We start from the raw sequence: 19,670 nt of genomic DNA, 5'->3' as shown, positions 1-19,670 counted from the left end.
CAACTAAAAACCAAACCTTTCTTCTGTAGAAACATCTCATCCGTGAAAAATTTATTCCGAAAAAAAACTGTTGGTCAGATTCTGACAGATCTGAGTACACGTGAAAGCGAGCATGGTGGATTAAACCGAATGCTTAAAGTCAGAGACTTAACATCTTTTGGTATTGCAGCTATTATTGGCGCTGGTATTTTCAGTACCATTGGGCGTGCGAGTTTTAATGGCGGGCCTGCAGTTTCCTTATTGTTTGTCTTTGTTGCAATTGCCTGTGTATTTACCGCTTTATGTTATGCCCAGTTCGCATCTACTGTTCCAGTAAGTGGTAGTGCTTATACCTATGCCTATGTTTCCTTTGGTGAAATATTTGCCTGGATAATTGGATGGGCATTGATTCTGGAATATGCAGTTTCTAATATGGTGGTAGCCATTTCCTGGTCAGAATATTTTTCTTCAATGCTTAGTGGGTTTGGCGTAGAACTGCCTCGATGGATTACTACAGACCCAATCTCTTCTGGTAGAGCATTTGCAGAGATGCAGGAGGCTATTCAGGATAATACCTTGAATGAGCTGCCTTCTAATACACGCATTCTGGCTGAGGCTTACCAGAATGCACCTTCTATTGGAGGTGTTAAAGTATTGCTTGACCTTCCCGCAGGGATAATTACTGCTTTGGTTACATGGCTCGTATATATGGGAATTAAAGAATCTCGCACAACCAGTAATATCCTGGTAGTATTAAAACTAGCTGTAATCTTACTGGTGATTTTTGCAGGAGCCTTTTTTGTAAAACCTGAAAATTGGTCTCCTTTTGCTCCAAATGGTGTAAATGGTGTCTTGAGTAGCGTTGCGGCAGTATTCTTTGCTTTTATTGGATTTGACTCTATCTCTACTACAGCTGAAGAATGTAGTAATCCTCAAAGAGATTTGCCCAGAGCCATGATTTACTCCTTAATCATTTGTACAACCTTATATGTTATCATTACCTTGGTGCTTACAGGTATGGTTAACTATAAAGATTTAAAAGTAGATGATCCATTGGCTTATGTTTTCTCCAGAGTAAATATGGATTTTATTGCGGGTGTGATTTCTGTAAGTGCTGTAGTAGCTATTACCAGTGCCTTGCTGGTATATCAGTTGGGCCAACCACGTATATGGATGACGATGAGTCGGGATGGACTGTTGTGGAAGAAGTTTAGTGAAATTCATCCTACATACAAGACTCCAGGCTTTGCTACTATTATTACAGGTTTATTAGTAGCAATTCCCTCCTTATTTCTAGATATGCAGTTCTTTGTTGACTTGACAAGTGTCGGTACTTTCTTTGCTTTTATTATGGTATGTGGAGGTGTATTGTATATGGATAAGAAAGGACTGAGCAAAGATTCTAAATTTAAGATGCCTCGCATCAGTGGAAAGTATATTGTAGGGTTACTGTTTGGTATTGGATTATATTTTGCTCTAAAACAGGAAAACTATATCCAGACATTAGAAGAAAAGCCATTGTTAGTCGTTTTCTGGATTACATGGTTAGTGCTGGCTGTACTGAGTTTCCTCTATGACTTTCTGCTTATTCCTGTATTAGGAATCTTAACCAATCTTTATCTGATGACAGAATTAGGATTATCTAACTGGATTATGTTTGTTATTTGGTTAATCATTGGCTTGGTTATTTATTTTGCTTACGGTTATAAGAAAAGCAAACTAGCTACTACCAAAATGCAGAGTATCTGAAAATAAAAAAGATAACAAGTTTGACATAAGGCAACTCATCTAATGGGTTGCCTTTTCTTTTAGAAAGCGGTATCGGAATAAACTATCTTGCTAAATAATCTTGAAAAAAGAAAAGTGTAATGTAAAATCGTTATATTTGGTGTGAGTCCAAAAATTTTCCTCAAGCAAAATCTCTAAAGCAATAGTATTTCTTCTTTCTATTTTCTGATTCTATAAACAGCGTATCATTAGTGTTTATGAGTAAACGCAGAAGGAACTTTCTGGTTGGCAGTATTGGTGGTTTGGCTGTCCTTATTTTTTTATGGGTAAGACCACATAAAGAGGTAGACTTCAATGCAGAGGTGCGTCCTATTATAAATACAAAGTGTATTTCCTGTCATGGTGGGGTAAAAGAAAGTGGTGGATTTAGTCTGTTTTCTCGTGAAGATGCCTTAAAACCAACAAAGTCCGGAAAACCTGCAATTATACCTGGTGATCCGGATGACAGTGAGTTTATGAAGAGGCTGGTACATGCTGATCCGGAAGAGCGGATGCCCTATCATGCAGAACCACTAAAGCCAGAAGAAATCGAAATACTACGACAGTGGATTGCTGATGGTGCTAACTGGCAGGATCATTGGGCATACCTGAAGCCAGTAAAACCTGAAATTCCAACCATAGATACTACCTGGGGTAATAATGTTATTGATAATTTTATCTATCAGAAACTTAAAACAGTACATCTAAATCCAGCCCCACAGGCGGATAAGACTACACTTCTGCGTCGATTGAGCATGGATTTAATTGGTTTGCCTCCAACAGAAAAAGAACTGACAGAGTTTCTGGCTGACTCCTCTGTAAATGCGTATCAGAAGCAGGTGGATAGATTGCTAGCTTCTCCACATTTTGGAGAGCGGTGGGCTGCTATGTGGCTGGACTTGGCCCGATATGCAGATAGCCGTGGGTATGAAAAAGACCAGCCACGCAATATCTGGCGATACCGTGATTATGTAATCAACTCCTTTAATGAAGATAAACCTTTTGATCAGTTTACAATAGAACAACTGGCAGGCGATTTACTACCAAACCCAAGTGAAAGTCAACTTATCGCGACTGCCTATCATCGAAATACTACCAATAACGATGAAGGGGGTACTGACGATGAGGAGTTTCGTACTACTTCTGTAATTGATCGGGTCAATAATACCTGGGAAGTCTGGCAGGGAACCACTATGGGATGTGTCCAATGTCATAGTCACCCTTATGATCCTGTAAGACATGAAGAGTTTTATCAATCAATGGCCTTTTTCAATAACTCCAGGGATGAAGATGTGCCAGATGAAACACCTGTGTTAGCACAATATAACCCTGCTGATCAGGAGAAAATAAATTCCCTGAAAAAATGGATCGGTACCTATACCTCACCATCGGAAAAGTCTAACGGTCTTTCTGAGATTGATCAGCTATTTAGTATTGCAGAGCCAAAAATACATCCCCATACATTTGATACATTGACCAATGCTGCTCTTATGGATGGGAAGTTTATGGGTATTGGACATACGGGTTTTGCACGAGTCAAAAATGTTGATCTTACAGGCAAACGCCATATAGTATTAAATGCGGGTTTTGGTGGTAACGATTGTCGTTTAGAAATACGAAAAGACAAGCTAGATGGAGACGTTATTGCTGAAGCTACTTTTAAAAATGAAAAGAAACCTGGAGCCTGGAGTTTCCGAAAAATGCTTATCGATCTGAAGCCAGTAAATGGAAAGCATACTTTGTATTTTATTGCCTATAATCCTAAGACTAAAAATATACAGGATTATGCAGCCTCATTTCGATGGCTTTATTTTATGAATAAAATACCAGGTTCGGATCATGCCGACTTTGCTCCAATAAAAGATACACTTCTTGCCATACTTAACCGATCAGACATAGACTACACACCGGTTATGCAGGAAAATCCAGCAAACTTTAAGCGTAAATCGTTTGTATTTGAGCGTGGTAACTGGTTAACAAAAGGAAAAGAGGTGCAGCCTATTACACCTAAATTTTTAAGTAGCTTTGCCAGTTATTCTTCAGATCGTTTGGGGTTAGCCAAATGGTTAGTTAGTAAAGACAATTCCTTAACTGCCAGAGTAACAGTAAATAGATTTTGGGAGCAACTATTTGGAACAGGTATTGTAGAAACATTAGAAGATTTTGGATCACAAGGCGCAAAACCTTCACATCCGGAGTTATTGGATTATCTGGCTATATCGTTTCAAACAGACTTTCACTGGAGTGTTAAAAAACTTCTTCAACAGATTGTTATGTCTGCAGCTTATCAGCAATCATCTGTTGCTAGTAAACTACTGATTAGCAAAGATCCTGCTAACCGATACCTAGCACGTGGACCAAGAGTTCGTCTCAGTGCTGAACAGGTCAGAGATCAGGCACTGGCAGTTAGTGGATTATTAAGTAAAAAGATGTATGGCAAAAGTGTTATGCCTCCACAACCCGATGGGGTATGGCAGGTTGTATATAGTGGCGACCAATGGAAGACAAGTGATGGTGAAGATGCAGTTAGACGTGCACTATATACATTCTGGCGACGTTCAAGTCCTTATCCTTCTTTAATGACTTTTGACGCTGCCGGACGGGAAGTCTGTGTCTCACGTCGCATCCGGACTAATACGCCTTTACAGGCATTGGTGACACTTAATGATACGGTTTTTATCTCAGCAGCCAGAGGCCTTGCTTCCCAAATGCAAAACAGTGGAGGCAGCATATCAGACCAATTGCTCTATGGTTACAAAAGAGCCTTACTTAAAAATGGCAATACTCGAATAGCAAAAGTATTACTGAAATTATATCAGAATGCAGATCTATATTATAGAAAGAATCCGGATGAAATTGCAAAGATTTTAGGTCGAGTTCCAGAGAAGAAACGGATTATGCAAACAGTTGGAATGAATAGTTCTGTAGATTCTGATCAAAGGCATTTAGCCTGTCTGACCATTGTTGCCAATGCCATTATGAACTTAGATGAGTTTATTATGAAGGAATGATGGAATTGAGATCTAAAAAATACAAAGAGGGGAATATTTTATGAATCCATTATTTTTAGAAGCTATTCAGCGTCAAACTGAATATATGACCCGTCGGCATTTTCTCTCAAAATGTACTACGGGTATTGGAGCTATGGCCTTAGCATCTTTGACAGGGTGTTTTGCAGACAAAAAGTCGTCACAGGAACAAGTATCCGGTATTGTAAGAGATTTATCAAGACCGTTTGCCCCTCTACCATCTCATTTCGCACCCAAAGCCAAACGCGTCATCTTTTTGCATATGGCTGGTGCACCCTCTCAGTTGGAGTTATTTGACTACAAACCTGAGCTTCAAAAACTAGATGGACAGTTATGTCCTCCTTCACTGTTGGAAGGAAAGCGATTTGCTTTTATCAAGGGTGTGCCTAAAATGTTAGGACCACAAGCCCAGTTTAAGCAATATGGACAATCAGGGGCATGGGTATCTCATCATTTACCAGAATTTGCCAGTATGGTAGATGATGTTTCATTTCTGAAAGCGATGCATACAGATCAGTTTAATCATGCTCCTGCTCAGTTGCTGATACAAACTGGTAATGCCAGGTTAGGAAGGCCGAGTATGGGAGCATGGGTTACGTATGGACTAGGATCTGAAAATGAAAACTTACCAGGGTTCATTGTATTGCTCTCAGGAGGCAAAGCACCTGATGCTGGCAAAGCAGGTTACGGGTCTGGATTTCTTCCAACAGTATATCAGGGAGTAGAGTGCCGTAGCAAGGGTGAGCCTGTACTCTATGTCGCTAATCCGGAAGGCATGGATCGGGATTTACGAAAAGCTTCTTTACAAGCTATCAATGATATAAATCGCATCCAACATGAGGAAACTGGTGATCCGGAAACAATCTCCCGAATCTCTCAATACGAGATGGCATTCAAAATGCAGATATCTGTACCTGAGGTAATGGATAGTAAGGATGAACCACAATGGGTTCATGAGATGTATGGAACTGAACCCGGAAAGTCTTCTTTTGCTAACAATTGTCTGTTAGCTCGTAGACTAACCGAACGAGGAGTACGTTTTGTACAACTCTTTGACTGGGGATGGGATTCACATGGCAATGATCCATCAAATGCATTGGATAAAGGTTTTTCTACACTATGTCATAACATAGACAAACCTATTACTGCTTTGCTGAAAGATCTGAAAATGCGTGGACTTCTGGATGAAACGTTGGTTGTATGGGGAGCAGAATTTGGTCGCACTCCAATGCAGGAGAACCGGGAAGGAAAACAAATGGAGTTTAAAGGAAGAGATCATCATACTGAAGCATTCACAGTCTGGATGGCTGGAGGAGGTATAAAGTCAGGATACACACATGGAGAAACCGATGAAATCGGATATTATGGTATCAAAGACCGAACAGATATCTATGATCTCCAGGCTACTATTCTACATTGTTTGGGCTTTAACCATGAAAAGCTTACCTATCCATTCCAGGGACGAAATTTTCGTCTGACAGATGTACATGGAAAAGTAATTACAAAAATTTTAGTGTAACAATTCGATTTTGCATTCTGCATGTTTACCATAACACCAATTTTAGGACAGATTGAAAATACACCTGAATGGATCTTATTTCTGGGGCGGTTCCATCCTCTGATTGTTCATTTTCCTATTGGCATGGTGATTATGGCAGCCATTATTGAAGTGTTTGCCAGATCTCCCAAATTACAATCATTACGGGAAGCCAATAGCTTTATTCTGTTATGGGGAGCACTAGGCGCCACAGTAGCTTGTATAGCAGGTTTTATGTTATCAAAAAGTGGTGGCTATGACAAAGAATCTCTTAAAGTACATGAGTGGCTGGGCTATGGTGTAGCTGTTTCTTCGTGGATTGCGTATTTTTTAAAACGAAGCCAGACTACCATTCTACATAAGATCTATACTCCTATTTTTACAGGTTGTGTATTTCTTATTTTTGCGGCAGGGCACTATGGTGGCAACCTGACACATGGGTCTGACTATCTGACACAATACATGCCTCAACCTATTCGGTCACTAGCCGGGCTTCCTGTTCAGAAAAAAGAAAAACAAACTACCCGGAAAATTACAGACATTAATCAGGCACTGGTATTTGAAGATTTAGTACAACCTGCCTTGGAGCAAACCTGTATTAGTTGCCACAATCCAGAGAAACAAAAAGGAGATCTGCGTATGGATACACCTGAGATGCTTCTAAAAGGTGGCAAGAATGGTCCTATTCTGGTCGCTGGTAAAGCTGAAGATAGTGAAATGATTAAAAGAATACACCTGCCACTGGAAGATGATGATCATATGCCGCCTAAAGGCAAAACGCAGCTAAGCGACAATCAGATGGCAATGCTTAGGTGGTGGATTAATCAGGGTGCTCCCTTTAATAAAAAGATTGCGGATTTGACAGTTAGTGAAGATATGAAGCCTGTACTCGCATCTTTTATAAGTGGGGCAAATACTGAGAACAAAGAAGATAAGCCTGCCATAATTAATGTTCCTAAAGCAGATGCGAAAGCAATAGATGCATTAAGAAAGATAAATGTATTTGTAATGCCTATTGCTCAGGAAAATAATTTGCTTGAAATCAGTTTCATCAATGTGAAGACTTTTACAGATGAACAAGCCACTTTATTAACACCTGTTTCACAGCAAACCATCTGGCTTAAAATAAGCCACCTAGCCATTGGAGAAAAAACAATTACAGAAATTGGTAAATTTAATAATCTGACTCGGTTGCATCTGGAATATACCAATACTACAGATGTAGATCTGAAGAAGATCAAAGGACTAAAATCACTGGAATACTTAAACCTGATTGGTACTTCAGTTTCAGATATAGGCCTGAAAGAACTTGCTTCTTTAAAAAAACTAAAGAAGCTATACCTGTGGCAGACCAAAGTGACTCCACAAGGAGCCGCTGAACTACAAAAAGCATTACCTGAGACAGAGATTAATCTCGGAAGTGATACTATGATCGGCACAACCAGATTAATTTCTGAGAAGAAATAAGCAGCCGACAGCTTACCTGATTAGTTGCATAGGTCATTTAAAATTTTTTATATGGTATCCTTACAAATAATTGAATGCTAACCATTTGATAGTTCCCAATTTGTATTACTATCTTTGCCCGCTAAATACAAACACTTATTTGGTGTTTTGGATAAAGATTGAATAAATTGGTATGATCAAACCATTAAGACCTCTATTACTGCTTATTTACATTGCCGTATTTCTTGCAATTGTACTTACTATTTTGCCTCCTGAGATCCGTATCTATGATGCATTGACATTTCGTTCATTTTCATTAAAGAGCCTGATCGAGAAGCCAAAGGATACATATGTCGATATTTCTGCGATTACATCTCAACTTCCAACTGCCGATTCGCTAGTTACCCAGGCGCCTGCTACAGAGAAGATAGATACTCAGAAGACAGTGCTGGATACTGTAAAAGCACTGAATCTACCTGTAGAAAGTCAGTATAGACTTCAATTTCCTGAAGAAGATACAACAGTTATGAATAACTTCTTTTCAGCTCTGAGAGAAGCGTCTGGAAATCAATTGATCCGTGTTTTGCATTATGGAGATTCACAGATTGAAGGGGATCGTATTTCATCCTATCTAAGAAGCCGGCTTCAGCAGCGTTTTGGTGGGTGTGGTGTAGGTCTTGTCCCTTTGCTTGATGTAGTGGGGAGCCGAATGTCAATAGCTCAATACTCAGATCCTGAATGGCAAAAATTGTTTGTGTACAGTAATGGATATAAGAAGGCTGATGCAGATAGTTATGGTGTAATGGGTGCTGTTTTCAGGTATTCGAGTACTAATCGGGTGGCAAAGAATGAATACTTTGCTATGAAAATAGACACTATTCGGGATACTTCTCAACATGCAATCTATGTCCCCCGCAAAGATCCTGGCATATTGGTTTCCTATGCTGAATTGAAGAGAGGTTATCCAAAGGATAAACAAGCTCAGGTATTAAAACTTTTATATCGTAATCCACAGGCACCTTTTCAGGTAACAATTCAGGAAGGTTTTGATAGCACGCAACATGCCAGGTTAGACACTTCCTCTCAGTTTCATATCTATTCACACCGCTTAAAGAAAGATTTTGATAAGTTGACCCTTACCTTTAGAGGTACTCCAAGTCCGGATTTATATGCTGCTTGTTTGGATTGTGAAAAAGGAGTCGCAGTAGATAATATTCCTTTTAGAGGAAGTTCTGGTGTGGACTTCACGCGTATGAATAAAAGCTTACTTGGAGCTCAGATCAAGGCATTGAATGTACGGATGATTATTCTACAATTTGGTGTAAATATAGTGCCCTATGTACAAAAGGATTATTCTTGGTATGAACAATCTTTATCCCGACAGTTAAAGCTATTCAAAGAACTGGCTCCCAATGCATCTATCCTGGTTATTGGTGTTTCAGATATGTCACACCGGGCAGGAGAATCTTATGTTTCGTATCCAAATATAGAAAAGATCCGAGATGCACAAAGAAAAGCCGCATTTAAAGCGGGTTGTGCTTTTTGGGATACCTATGTAGCTATGGGTGGACAGAACTCTATGCCTAGCTGGGTGTTTGCCAAACCTGCCTTGGCTAAGCATGATTTCATACACTTTACTCCCAAAGGTGCCATGATTATCAGCGAGATGCTTTACAAGGCATTGATCCGGGAATACGAATTATACCGAGCATCTGTAAGCACTGTTGTTCAATAAAATACAAGTGCTCAGATGCTATATCTCTAAGCATCTGAGCACTTGTATTTTATTGCACCCAATAATCCACCACACAGGCTTTTTCTAGGTAAGGCTTCACGTATTTTTCTCCAAATTCTTTATGTGCCGGATGTGGAAGATAGGCATCCCGATCTTTTTCTGAATCAAAAGTGAGCAAGAAACAATGAGTGAAGCCTTGATTTAAGCCTTCCGGACTATTATTGAGGCCAAACTCAAGTCCTTTTATCTCTTTTATTTTACCTGGCAAAGCAGTGAATGCTTTTTCTACCTCTTTGATTTGTTCGGGAGTAGTACTGTCTTTGAACTTAAATAATACCACATGCCTGAGTACTTTGGGATTTTTCTTCATAGTCTGACTATACAGAGAAGTTGTAACACAAAAAGATAGTAAGCATAGAACAAGCAAACAAAAATATTTCATATAGCAAAAGAGATAAAAGTGAGTGGATAAACTATCTGTGAAAATAACATCTTTCTTTGGGAAAAATCTATACTTAGTTTTTTATAAAACATGTGAATAGGGTTTATGCCTGTCTGCCATTAAATGCTGCTCGTTTTTTGCTAACTTTCGGGCATGTTTATTGAGCCACATCTAGGAAAATATCATCGCGATAAGAATCTACGTACCACAGGATGGATTGAGGTTATCTGTGGATCAATGTTTTCTGGTAAGACAGAAGAGTTAATCCGCCGATTAAACCGAGCTAACATTGCACGACAGAAAGTAGAGATCTTTAAGCCTGCTATTGATACACGTTACCATGATATAGATGTAGTCTCTCATAACTCAAATTCTATTCCAAGTACTCCTATCAGTACTCCTCAGGAAATATTTTTATGGACTAGCAATTGTGAGGTAGTTGGTATTGACGAAGCCCAGTTTTTTGATGAGAGTTTGGTAGAAGTTTGTGTTACTCTTGCTAACACCGGAAAGCGGGTGATAATAGCCGGACTTGATATGGATTTTCAGGGTAGGCCATTTGGCAGTATGCCTGCTCTAATGGCTGTTGCTGAATTTGTAACCAAAGTTCATGCTATTTGTGCAGTATGTGGTAGCGTGGCATCTTATTCATTCCGTTTAAGTGCCTCTCAGGAAAGAGTCTTATTAGGAGAAACAGATAGTTATGAAGCTCGTTGCCGCCGTTGCTATAATGAGGGAATGTTGGAACAAGAGCGGAAACGCAAACTATAATACCGAAAAGTTTCTATGCAGTTTCATGGGTACGGATAGAAAATTCTTGTATTTCTTGTATGAAGGATTTAATTAAAATACTTTGGCAGGGTTAATACATCTTTTCATCTTCTATCCGGATCACATGAAAAAATTATTGCTCCTTTTTTTTATTTCTTTATTCTCAGCTTCCTTATTTGCTACTGTTAAAGTTGCTTCTCTATTCTCAGACGGAATGGTATTACAACGAAATACCAGAAATGCTGTATGGGGATGGGCTACACCAGGTGCACTGGTTACAATAACTTGGCAAAACAAGACATATACTGCAACTACGGATAATATGGGTAGCTGGATGCTATACCTAGATGCAACTCCTGCTGGTGGGCCTTACACATTGACAATTACAGAGAAAAATCAGATTCAAATCAATGATATACTAGTTGGAGAAGTCTGGATATGTTCAGGTCAGTCTAATATGGAATGGCGTATGAATATGCTTAATCACAAGTATGATACAGATATTGCGTCTTCTTCCAATTCCCATATTCGTCATATTAAAATAAAAAATACAACCAGTATTGTTCCACTAAAAGAGGTAACTACCAGTGGCTGGAAATCGGCGAGTCCCGAGAATACACCCGAGTTTTCTGCCGTTGCCTACTTTTTTGCCAGAGAGTTGTATTCAAAATTGAAAGTCCCGATTGGTCTGATCTCCTCAAATTGGGGAGGCACAGTGGCTCAGGCATGGACTAGCATAGAAGGTTTAGAACGATTTGCTAATTATCAGACTGAGTATACCAACTGGAAAACCCAGATAAGCGGCAATGCGATGGAGATGGAAAAGCAATACGCTGCTTATCAGGCGGAGCTAGCCTCAAAAGATAAAGGCTCAAAAAAATGGATGCTCCCTTCATTGGCGACAACGGATTGGAAAACTATGTCAATGCCAAACAATTGGGAACATACAGAACTCGATACAATAGATGGTATTGTATGGTTACGCAAAGAAGTTACGCTGAGTAAAGCTGATATAGGTAAGGCGGCGATTCTACATCTAGGAACTATTGATGATGAAGATATTACGTATGTGAATGGTATACAAGTTGGTGCAACAGAAGGATACAATAGTGAGAGAAACTATACCATAAAAGAAAAATTACTGAAACCGGGAAAGAATGTAATCGCAATTCGCGTATTGGATACATATGGTGGTGGAGGTTTATGGGGGGAAGCGAAAAAACTTGTACTGGAAACAGGAGGAAAGCAAATTTCATTGGCAGGTGATTGGCAATATAAGGTTTCAGAAGAATATAAAAATCTGCCACGAAATCCCAGAATAGATATGAACTCTCCCAATCATCCTGCTTTGTTATTCAATGGGATGATTGCCCCACTGATACCTTATGGGATCAAAGGTGTGATTTGGTATCAGGGTGAATCCAATGCTGATCGGGCATATGAATATCGAACTTTATTTCCTACTATGATTACAGATTGGCGTAATCGGTGGAAATTGGGAGAATTCCCTTTCTTATTTGTTCAACTGGCTAACTTTATGAAGGTATCTTCAGAGCCATCAGAAAGCGATTGGGCAGAGCTAAGAGAGGCTCAGGTAAAGACACTTTCATTACCTGTAACAGGTATGGCTTGTATAATAGATATTGGGGAAGCAGAAGATATACATCCTAAAAATAAACTGGACGTAGGAAAACGGTTGGCTTTTAATGCACGCAAGATAGCTTATGGAGAAGACGTAGTACATTCCGGGCCACTCTATTTTTCTCAGAATATAGAAGGTGACAAAATTCGTCTGACTTTTACTAACATAGGTACAGGGTTGCTTGCAAAAGGATCTGAGTTAAAAGGCTTTGCGATCGCAGGGGACGATCGGAAATTTGTTTGGGCACAGGCGCGTATTGATGGAAATCAAATTGTTGTGTGGAGTGATAAAGTGACAAAACCTGTTGCGGTTCGTTATGGATGGGCTAACAACCCGGAAGGATGTAATTTATATAATGTTGAAGAGTTTCCTGCCTCTCCTTTCCGAACAGATGAATGGAAAGGTATCACCGCAGATAGATGATTATATAGTTTCATGATTGCTGGATGCTATATGTTTTATAATCAGTTAATTATTTATACAGCCTACAGATATAGGAAATGGCATTTTTGAAATAAATGGAAACTTTAGATCAGCACGGTACAAAATCGTGCTGATTTTTTGTAAATCTGAAGGAGATATATCAATTTGCAAATTGGTTCTGAGCAAATGCAGAGGTGTAACCAAAGTATCACTGGGTGACTTTGGGGCTTGCCATAAACTGCCTGTTAAATTATGCTTTCACGCGAAAATATTATACGGATTGTTGTTTCTGTCAACATTGTAAGTTGGTTGTTGTTGTTGGGGCTTAATTTAATTACCTTATTACAGGGATATGATAAAACGACTTTTGGTGTCCCAATAGCCATAAGGGGGCTCCTGCTTAATCTCTTTCTTATCTTAGTTTTTTTCTACTTCAAGGCTAGATCTGAAGAAGAAAGAGGTAGTTCTTTTGTTGATCAACTGGTGCGATTACTGGATGTTGGCTGGGTTCTGGCTCTAATCTCCATTGTATTACGATTTGCGGATTTCTTTTTTGATCAGTTTCTGCATGATCGATCTGCACAGATGCTGTTGCTGTTTTACCACATTCATATTGGCTTGGTTACATTATTTCTTACCCAAACCTTTTTTGTCTGGAAGAAATTTATTTTGTACCAGCGTTCCAAGAGGTTACAACTAACCTGGCAGATATTTGAATATGCTCTACTCGCTAGTCTTTTCTTTAATTTCTTCCAGTTAGACTCATCTGATGCACTTTTTTATGTGATACTTATTCCTTTGTCTTTACTGGGTATAATTACTGCGTTTAACCTTAAATGGGTTGCCTATCTGGATGTAAGAGATAAGTGGAAGGCGATATTGCTTACTTTTCTGATTGGATTGTTCTGCGCCTATTTTTTCTGGAATCTGAGCACGTATGCACGAGATACAGAGATTGTAACCAATCTGATTCAGAGTGTATATATTCTGGCCTTATTTGTGTTTGTAGGTGGCTATAGTGTGCTTGGGTGTGCCGTTTTGTTATTCAATCTGCCAACTTCTGTTGTATTTGAACAGAAAATTGAAGAATTATTGGATTTTCAGCGGTTAACACAAACATTTCAAGCTAAGGAAAATGAAACACAGGTATATGAGACTTTGTTACAAAGTACAAGTAAGGCTTCGGAAGCAGATGCTGCCTGGTTGATAGTGGCAAATGAGAACAGGCAAATTACTAATGTACTAACTAAAAATATACAGAAGCAGCAGGCATTAGCTACAGAGAAAAAAATTGTAAAAGAATTAAAATATACTGCACAAAGTCCGATTTCTGAAACTATACGAAAAGGAATACTGGACGGAATTATAGACGATATGAACTATCAGTCTGTACTATTGGTTCCATTGATTTTTCAGGATAAACTGCATGGAACTTTAGGATTGCTGAAAACTCAAAAAGATGGCTTTACGACAGATAATGTAGAGTTAATCAGCACATTCGCCCGTATGACAGGTGTAGCAATTGAAAACTTTCGTCTGGTATCAAAAGTAATTGAGAATGAGAGGTACCAGGAGTCTCTGAATATTGCCAGAAAAGTACAGCAAAAGCTTTTACCTGATCATTTTGCTGATAACAAATACTTTGAGATCAGTGCTTTTTCTCAATCTGGGGACGAGGTTGGAGGAGATTATTATGACATCTTCCAGATATCGGATTCACGCGTGATATTAATTATTGGTGATGTATCTGGAAAAGGCACTTCTGCCGCTTTTCATATGGCACAAATGAAAGGAATATTTCATAGCCTTGTCGAGTTGCACCCACCACCACATCGCTTTCTGGCTTTGGCCAATAATGCGCTGAGTCGTTGTCTGGATAAGGATCAGTTTATTACTGCAAGCGTTTTCATGATTGATAGTGAGAAAGGAGTGATACACCATGCAAGAGGGGGACATTGTCTGGCTATTTATTATAGCAATGAAACACAAAGTTCCTCATTGTTACAAAATAAAGGAATGGGTTTGGGATTACTGAGACGGCCAGATTATATCAAACATGTGACTACCAAAACACATACCTATCAGTCTGGAGATTGGTTGATACTATATACTGATGGAATTCTGGAAGCACGTAATGCTGATGGAGACGAATTTGGTGAACAACGCTTACTTTCCTTTACTGATACTCACACAGGATTGTCTACAACTCACTTCATTGACACATTCTGGGAATATTTTCGTCATTTCTGTGGAGAGTCGGAACAACAAGACGATTATACTATTGTTGCTGTACGTTTTCTATAAAAAAAGCCTCCATTGTATATGATGGAGGCTTTTTATTACTATCTGATTTCTATTTCAAATGGAAGGCGGGTTTGTGTTCCCTGCCAGCTTTTCAGCTTTTGAATATCCTTGATATAAGGTGCAAGAGCTCCTGTATGTTTTTGGATTATCTTTGTTTCCATTGTTTCACTTGAGCTTCCAAAAAGCTCTTCAATCAAAGGTTTTTGTTCAGGCAAATAACGCAGACGATAATCTCCCTCTTTTAACTTCGCTAATTTGGCTGCTTCTGCAACAGCATCTTCCATGCCTCCAAGTGCATCTACCAGACCATTTTGTTTTGCTTGTTCTCCTGTCCATACACGTCCGGAGGCGATTTTTCTGAGATCTTCTACATTCATCTTACGGCCTTTGGCTGCTTTGCTTGTAAAGTCCTCATATACACTTTCTGTACGTTTCTGAAACCACTGTCTTTCAAAGTCTGACATGTTACGGGTAGGCAAACCAATATCTGCATAACTGTTGGTTTTTACACCGTCTACTGTTACACCCAGTTTGTCATTAAGAAGATCTTTTACATTGAACCATAAGCCAAATACTCCAATAGATCCTGTTAAAGTAGTTGGGTGAGCAATAATTTTATCACATCCCATAGCCATATAATAGCCACCTGATGCCGCATAATCAGACATTGATGCCACTACAGGTTTCTTTTCTTTGGTTAACTGAATTTCTCTCCACATTACATCTGATGCAAGACTGCTTCCTCCCGGAGAGTTGATGCGTAATACTACTGCCTTTATTTTTTCATCTTCACGTGCTTTACGTAATGCTTCTGCTATCCGATCAGAGCCAATAGATTCGTCTCCCCCATCTCCTGAATTAATCTCACCTGAAGCTACAATAACAGCAATGCGATTATCAGAACTGCCTGACTCTGATTTTTCTTTGTTATCTGCCTTATTGTATTTGGTAAATGATATAAACTCAATCTTTTTCTTGTCATCTTGTTTCAATGCTTTCTTGATTGCAGTTTCTACTTCATCTGCATATCCTACATCTGTCACAAGTTTATATTGTTTAGCATCCTTTGGTTCGCGGATTGTCAGTGAGTCTGCCAAGGCTTGTAGTTCAGTTGTTGAAATACCTCTTGCATCACTGATCGTCTTTAATAAATGAGAGTTGATAGAGGTTAGGAATGAACGAGTCTGTTCACGGCTAGGCTCACTCATATCCTGCCGTAGAAAAGGTTCTACGGCACTTTTATAATCCCCTACTTTGAATACTTCTGGTTTCACACCCAGTTTATCCAGGGTTCCTTTCAGGAAAGTAATACTGGTACTCAAACCATTCCATTCTACCACTCCTTCTGGGTTAAGATAAATCTTATCCGCTATAGATGCCAGATAAATACTTTTCTCTGTATAGTATTCTCCATAGGCAATGATAAATTTGCCTGATTTTTTGAAGTCAGCCAGGGAGGTGCGTATTTCTTCCAGCGTAGGATATCCGGCAGTAGCGCCATACATATCTGGTTCAAGATAGATACCTTTGATATTATTGTCATTTTTGGCATCCGCTATGGTCTGACGGATCTGGATCAAGCCAACAGAATTAGGATTGCCACTGAGAGAATTGGCAAGTTCGGCAAATGAATCATTTTCTCTGCCTCGTTCAACAATAGGTTTATCAAATTTAAGTTTTAAAACAGAGTTCTCTTTTACAGTTACTTTGTCACCTGATGAGGCAGCAGTGATAAAGCCCAGAAAAATAAAGAATGCCAGCAGCGAAAAGATTACCAGCCCAATAACAGTTGCCAGCACATATTTCAGAAATTGCAACATAAATTATGTATATAAGTTAAGTAATAAGAAAAGTAAACAAATTTAATCGCGTAAAAATACTAAAATACAACGCCTAACCTAATCAGGCCTAAGTATACGATCTATTTGCTAACATCAAAAGTACAGAAACTGTTTTGTCATTGCGTCACTTTTACATCAATGGTTATTAATACGTATCTACTGCTGGGAACCAATTTGGGCGACCGGAAACTTAATATTGAAAGCTCACTTGTCCAGATTGAAAATCAGATAGGAACTATTGTGTTGAGGTCGTCCATCTATGAAACAGAGCCTTGGGGAGTTACCGATCAACCCAATTACTGGAATCTGGTAGTTCAAATAAATACACAATTGACTCCTCAGGAGCAGCTTACTACAATCCATAAAATAGAGAAAAGCCTTGGGCGAGAAAGACGGATACGTTGGGAAGCTCGTTTGATAGATATTGATATTTTATATATCAATGATTGGGTGTTACAGGATGTGAATCTGGTTGTTCCTCATCCTCGTATTGCAGATAGACGTTTTGTCCTTACGCCTTTAACTGAGATTGCGCCAGATTTTGTACATCCTATCTGGAATAAAACAAATCAGGAGTTATTGACTGAGTGTAATGATTCCTTAACAGTTCTCAAGATAACCTAAGATTATCTCAGAGACTTGTAGCGTTATCGTTGAAACGTTTGCAAAAGGATAAACGAAGTGAGTTTTCTGCTCCCAGGTTACTTTTAAAACGCATCAATCCATAATTAGGTACACTTTGATCTGTAGCAATTCCCAGATCTACCATCTTATATCCTTCCTGCTGTGCTATTTTATATACTTCTGATGTGATGAAAACAGAGGGACTATAGTTTAAAAAGTATTCATTATCAGCTGGATAGAAGTTGTAGAGAATGTCTTTATTGATACGAACAGTTACTGTAAGTGCAGCAAGTTCATCTCTATAGATGGCAACAAAAACCCGATAGACGTTAGGCATTTGCATGAATAGATTTCGAAATGTTTCCAGTGGTAGAGTCATCGGAAATCCTTTACGGATACGAGCCTGATGGATGAATGTATGAATTTTAGAGAGATCAGGCGATTTTTCTTCTTTAAAAGTCATTCCAGATTGGATACACTTACGCAGACGCCTTTTTTCCGAATAGTGCATACGTTTTTCCAGTGGCTCATTAGTTACAGGAATATGATAGTTTACCTCTGAATTATCAATGGTATATCCGTTTCTAAGAAGTGCAGCTGTAATTTTTTGTGCAGCGCTTAGATTATATGCAAAAGGATAGTTGGTCAGCTTAACCTGGTGAATATTTTGAGAGTATAGAAACTGGTCAACATGCTGGATGAATAAATCAAGTAATGAGTCTGATAACCCCTGATGAATTTCTATACCTCCAAAAGTTGCTTTTACTGGACTTACTGCTAGTGTATCCTTTATAGAGACATGCAACAAACACTCAGAATGTTTGAGCCTCATATTTTGTAAGCTGAAAGAGAATATAGTATTTTGTAACTGATTTTGGAGATACTGATTGGTATTAAACAGATATATCCCTTCTGGTATGTAATTTGCTTGATTGAGTTGATATACCTGAAATAAGTATTCTTTTTCAATGAGTTGACTAAAAATCATCTGGTAAAAATTTCCACAAATCTGAGTAAATATTTCAACAACTAAGCACATCTTGGCTTAAGGAAACGAAAATTTTTCACTACAAAAAATTTAAAAACCCGCAAAAAGTCACATATACGTAAGGCTTTTTGCGGGTTTTTAAATACTTTTGTTTTAAAGTATTTAAAGTACTTATATTATTTAAGACATTGTTTGTCAGTTATTAATGATGCTTTTAGGGGAGTAAATATATTGTATTGAGATGGTTGAAATATTACATAACCGAAGGGTTATATCAGTATAATCATCGTAACTCCATTTATATAAATACGTATCCCTTTAAAAGATTGAGCCAGGTTTCGACGAATCAATAATTTTGGCATACCAGCAGAACTATTATTCGACCAAATACTATCCACACTTTATCATAATCTGGCATACAAAGAAATAAATAAATTGATAGACCTAGAGTATAATCAAGCCATAGAAGCTATGCCGAAATTTACAGGGAGAGCTATTTATAAAATTTTTGCTGTTCTTAACTTTGCTATAATTACCACTTTTTCCTTGCCCGTACTTGGAACGGATTACTATGTAAGTACGTCTGGTAGCGACAGTAACGATGGATCTCAATCCAGACCCTGGAGAACCATCGCTAAAGCGGCTCAAGCTGTACCTGCGGGTTCTCACACAATCAATGTGGCCGCTGGTACCTATGACGAACAACCCATGATCCTACAACCTGGCGTTTCGCTGCAGGGGGCAGGTATCGACCAGACCGTTATCAAAAACGGTACCTTCGTCTGGTGGTATGGTGCCATTCAACTCTACAGCACTTCACTCACCAATGGCAATCAGTCTGTAAGCGGGTTTACCCTCGATGGTAAATCCTACTCGGCTTTCTCGGGCATTCAGGTGCAAAACCGAAACAATGTCAAAATATTCAATGTCAAAGTGCAACAATTTTATCATGCCGGGATCGAACTGCTGGCCGATGCAGGACTACAGACACAAAACATTGAAATCTATAACTTTGTCATCAGCGAATCTGCCCGTGAGTCTACTGGCGGTTCGTTTGGAAACATCACTTCCCGAGGCAGTGTCAGCAATCTGCAAATCCATGATGGAACCATCTACCACCTGACCAATGTGACGACCGGTTC

The 19,670-nt window shown here is 38.9% G+C and carries 13 protein-coding genes; 10 read left to right on the top strand and 3 right to left on the bottom strand.

The annotated features are described in order from the left end of the window. Positions 1-42: 42 nt before the first annotated feature. The 5 genes from QNI15_RS36710 (at position 43) to QNI15_RS36690 (ending at position 9,493) form a co-directional block, all read left to right on the top strand. Positions 43-1,728 carry an amino acid permease gene (locus tag QNI15_RS36710; protein WP_313991560.1) on the top strand — a complete coding sequence of 562 codons (1,686 nt, stop codon included), beginning with the start codon at positions 43-45 and terminating at the stop codon, positions 1,726-1,728. Positions 1,729-1,964: 236 nt separating this feature from the next. After that, positions 1,965-4,757 carry a DUF1553 domain-containing protein gene (locus QNI15_RS36705; protein ID WP_314036966.1) on the top strand — a complete coding sequence of 931 codons (2,793 nt, stop codon included), beginning with the start codon at positions 1,965-1,967 and terminating at the stop codon, positions 4,755-4,757. Positions 4,758-4,797: 40 nt separating this feature from the next. Further along, on the top strand, positions 4,798-6,294 hold the full coding sequence (locus QNI15_RS36700) for a DUF1501 domain-containing protein (RefSeq protein ID WP_313991555.1): 1,497 nt from the start codon (positions 4,798-4,800) through the stop codon (positions 6,292-6,294). A 21-nt stretch (positions 6,295-6,315) separates the two neighbouring features. Next, positions 6,316-7,779 carry a c-type cytochrome domain-containing protein gene (locus QNI15_RS36695; RefSeq protein WP_314036964.1) on the top strand — a complete coding sequence of 488 codons (1,464 nt, stop codon included), beginning with the start codon at positions 6,316-6,318 and terminating at the stop codon, positions 7,777-7,779. Between the two features lie 172 nt (positions 7,780-7,951). After that, positions 7,952-9,493 carry a GDSL-type esterase/lipase family protein gene (locus tag QNI15_RS36690; RefSeq protein ID WP_313991549.1) on the top strand — a complete coding sequence of 514 codons (1,542 nt, stop codon included), beginning with the start codon at positions 7,952-7,954 and terminating at the stop codon, positions 9,491-9,493. A gap of 49 nt (positions 9,494-9,542) precedes the next feature. On the opposite strand, the gene QNI15_RS36685 is transcribed toward QNI15_RS36690, so the two are convergent. Continuing rightward, positions 9,543-9,863 (bottom strand): Dabb family protein, encoded by a 321-nt coding sequence (locus QNI15_RS36685; protein WP_313980800.1) that lies wholly within the window; start codon positions 9,861-9,863, stop codon positions 9,543-9,545. 225 nt (positions 9,864-10,088) lie between these two features. On the opposite strand from QNI15_RS36685, the gene QNI15_RS36680 reads away from it, so the two are divergent. From QNI15_RS36680 to QNI15_RS36670, 3 genes are all read left to right on the top strand, one after another. Further along, positions 10,089-10,706, top strand: coding sequence for a thymidine kinase (locus QNI15_RS36680; protein ID WP_313991547.1), 618 nt, complete (start codon positions 10,089-10,091; stop codon positions 10,704-10,706). Positions 10,707-10,830: 124 nt separating this feature from the next. Beyond that, positions 10,831-12,771 (top strand): sialate O-acetylesterase, encoded by a 1,941-nt coding sequence (locus QNI15_RS36675; protein WP_314036962.1) that lies wholly within the window; start codon positions 10,831-10,833, stop codon positions 12,769-12,771. A gap of 252 nt (positions 12,772-13,023) precedes the next feature. After that, positions 13,024-15,075 carry a GAF domain-containing SpoIIE family protein phosphatase gene (locus QNI15_RS36670; RefSeq protein ID WP_313991542.1) on the top strand — a complete coding sequence of 684 codons (2,052 nt, stop codon included), beginning with the start codon at positions 13,024-13,026 and terminating at the stop codon, positions 15,073-15,075. A gap of 38 nt (positions 15,076-15,113) precedes the next feature. Here the strand turns inward: QNI15_RS36670 and sppA are convergent, their stop codons facing one another. Then, positions 15,114-16,895, bottom strand: coding sequence for a signal peptide peptidase SppA (sppA, locus tag QNI15_RS36665; protein WP_313991538.1), 1,782 nt, complete (start codon positions 16,893-16,895; stop codon positions 15,114-15,116). Positions 16,896-17,054: 159 nt separating this feature from the next. Between sppA and folK the strand changes: the two genes are divergently transcribed. After that, positions 17,055-17,540, top strand: coding sequence for a 2-amino-4-hydroxy-6-hydroxymethyldihydropteridine diphosphokinase (gene folK, locus QNI15_RS36660; protein ID WP_313980788.1), 486 nt, complete (start codon positions 17,055-17,057; stop codon positions 17,538-17,540). A 7-nt stretch (positions 17,541-17,547) separates the two neighbouring features. On the opposite strand, the gene QNI15_RS36655 is transcribed toward folK, so the two are convergent. Next, on the bottom strand, positions 17,548-18,528 hold the full coding sequence (locus QNI15_RS36655) for a GNAT family N-acetyltransferase (protein WP_314036960.1): 981 nt from the start codon (positions 18,526-18,528) through the stop codon (positions 17,548-17,550). A gap of 471 nt (positions 18,529-18,999) precedes the next feature. Here QNI15_RS36655 and QNI15_RS36650 point away from each other — a divergent pair. Further along, positions 19,000-19,670 (top strand): DUF1565 domain-containing protein (locus QNI15_RS36650; protein WP_314036958.1); only part of this gene is annotated, 671 nt, incomplete at its 3' end.

Source organism: Xanthocytophaga flava (assembly GCF_030068545.1).
GTDB classification, from domain to species: Bacteria; Bacteroidota; Bacteroidia; order Cytophagales; family 172606-1; genus Xanthocytophaga; species Xanthocytophaga flava.
Note: the sequence above shows the minus strand (reverse complement) of the source record. Positions and strands in the feature narration are given on the sequence as shown.

Coding starts and splice junctions, on each gene's coding strand:
- QNI15_RS36675 (WP_314036962.1), top strand. CDS start 10,831: ATGAAAAAATTATTGCTCCTTTTTTTTATTTCTTTATTCTCAGCTTCC.
- sppA (WP_313991538.1), bottom strand. CDS start 16,895: ATGTTGCAATTTCTGAAATATGTGCTGGCAACTGTTATTGGGCTGGTA.
- QNI15_RS36695 (WP_314036964.1), top strand. CDS start 6,316: ATGTTTACCATAACACCAATTTTAGGACAGATTGAAAATACACCTGAA.
- QNI15_RS36670 (WP_313991542.1), top strand. CDS start 13,024: ATGCTTTCACGCGAAAATATTATACGGATTGTTGTTTCTGTCAACATT.
- QNI15_RS36655 (WP_314036960.1), bottom strand. CDS start 18,528: ATGATTTTTAGTCAACTCATTGAAAAAGAATACTTATTTCAGGTATAT.
- QNI15_RS36700 (WP_313991555.1), top strand. CDS start 4,798: ATGAATCCATTATTTTTAGAAGCTATTCAGCGTCAAACTGAATATATG.
- QNI15_RS36705 (WP_314036966.1), top strand. CDS start 1,965: ATGAGTAAACGCAGAAGGAACTTTCTGGTTGGCAGTATTGGTGGTTTG.
- QNI15_RS36685 (WP_313980800.1), bottom strand. CDS start 9,863: ATGAAGAAAAATCCCAAAGTACTCAGGCATGTGGTATTATTTAAGTTC.
- folK (WP_313980788.1), top strand. CDS start 17,055: ATGGTTATTAATACGTATCTACTGCTGGGAACCAATTTGGGCGACCGG.
- QNI15_RS36690 (WP_313991549.1), top strand. CDS start 7,952: ATGATCAAACCATTAAGACCTCTATTACTGCTTATTTACATTGCCGTA.
- QNI15_RS36680 (WP_313991547.1), top strand. CDS start 10,089: ATGTTTATTGAGCCACATCTAGGAAAATATCATCGCGATAAGAATCTA.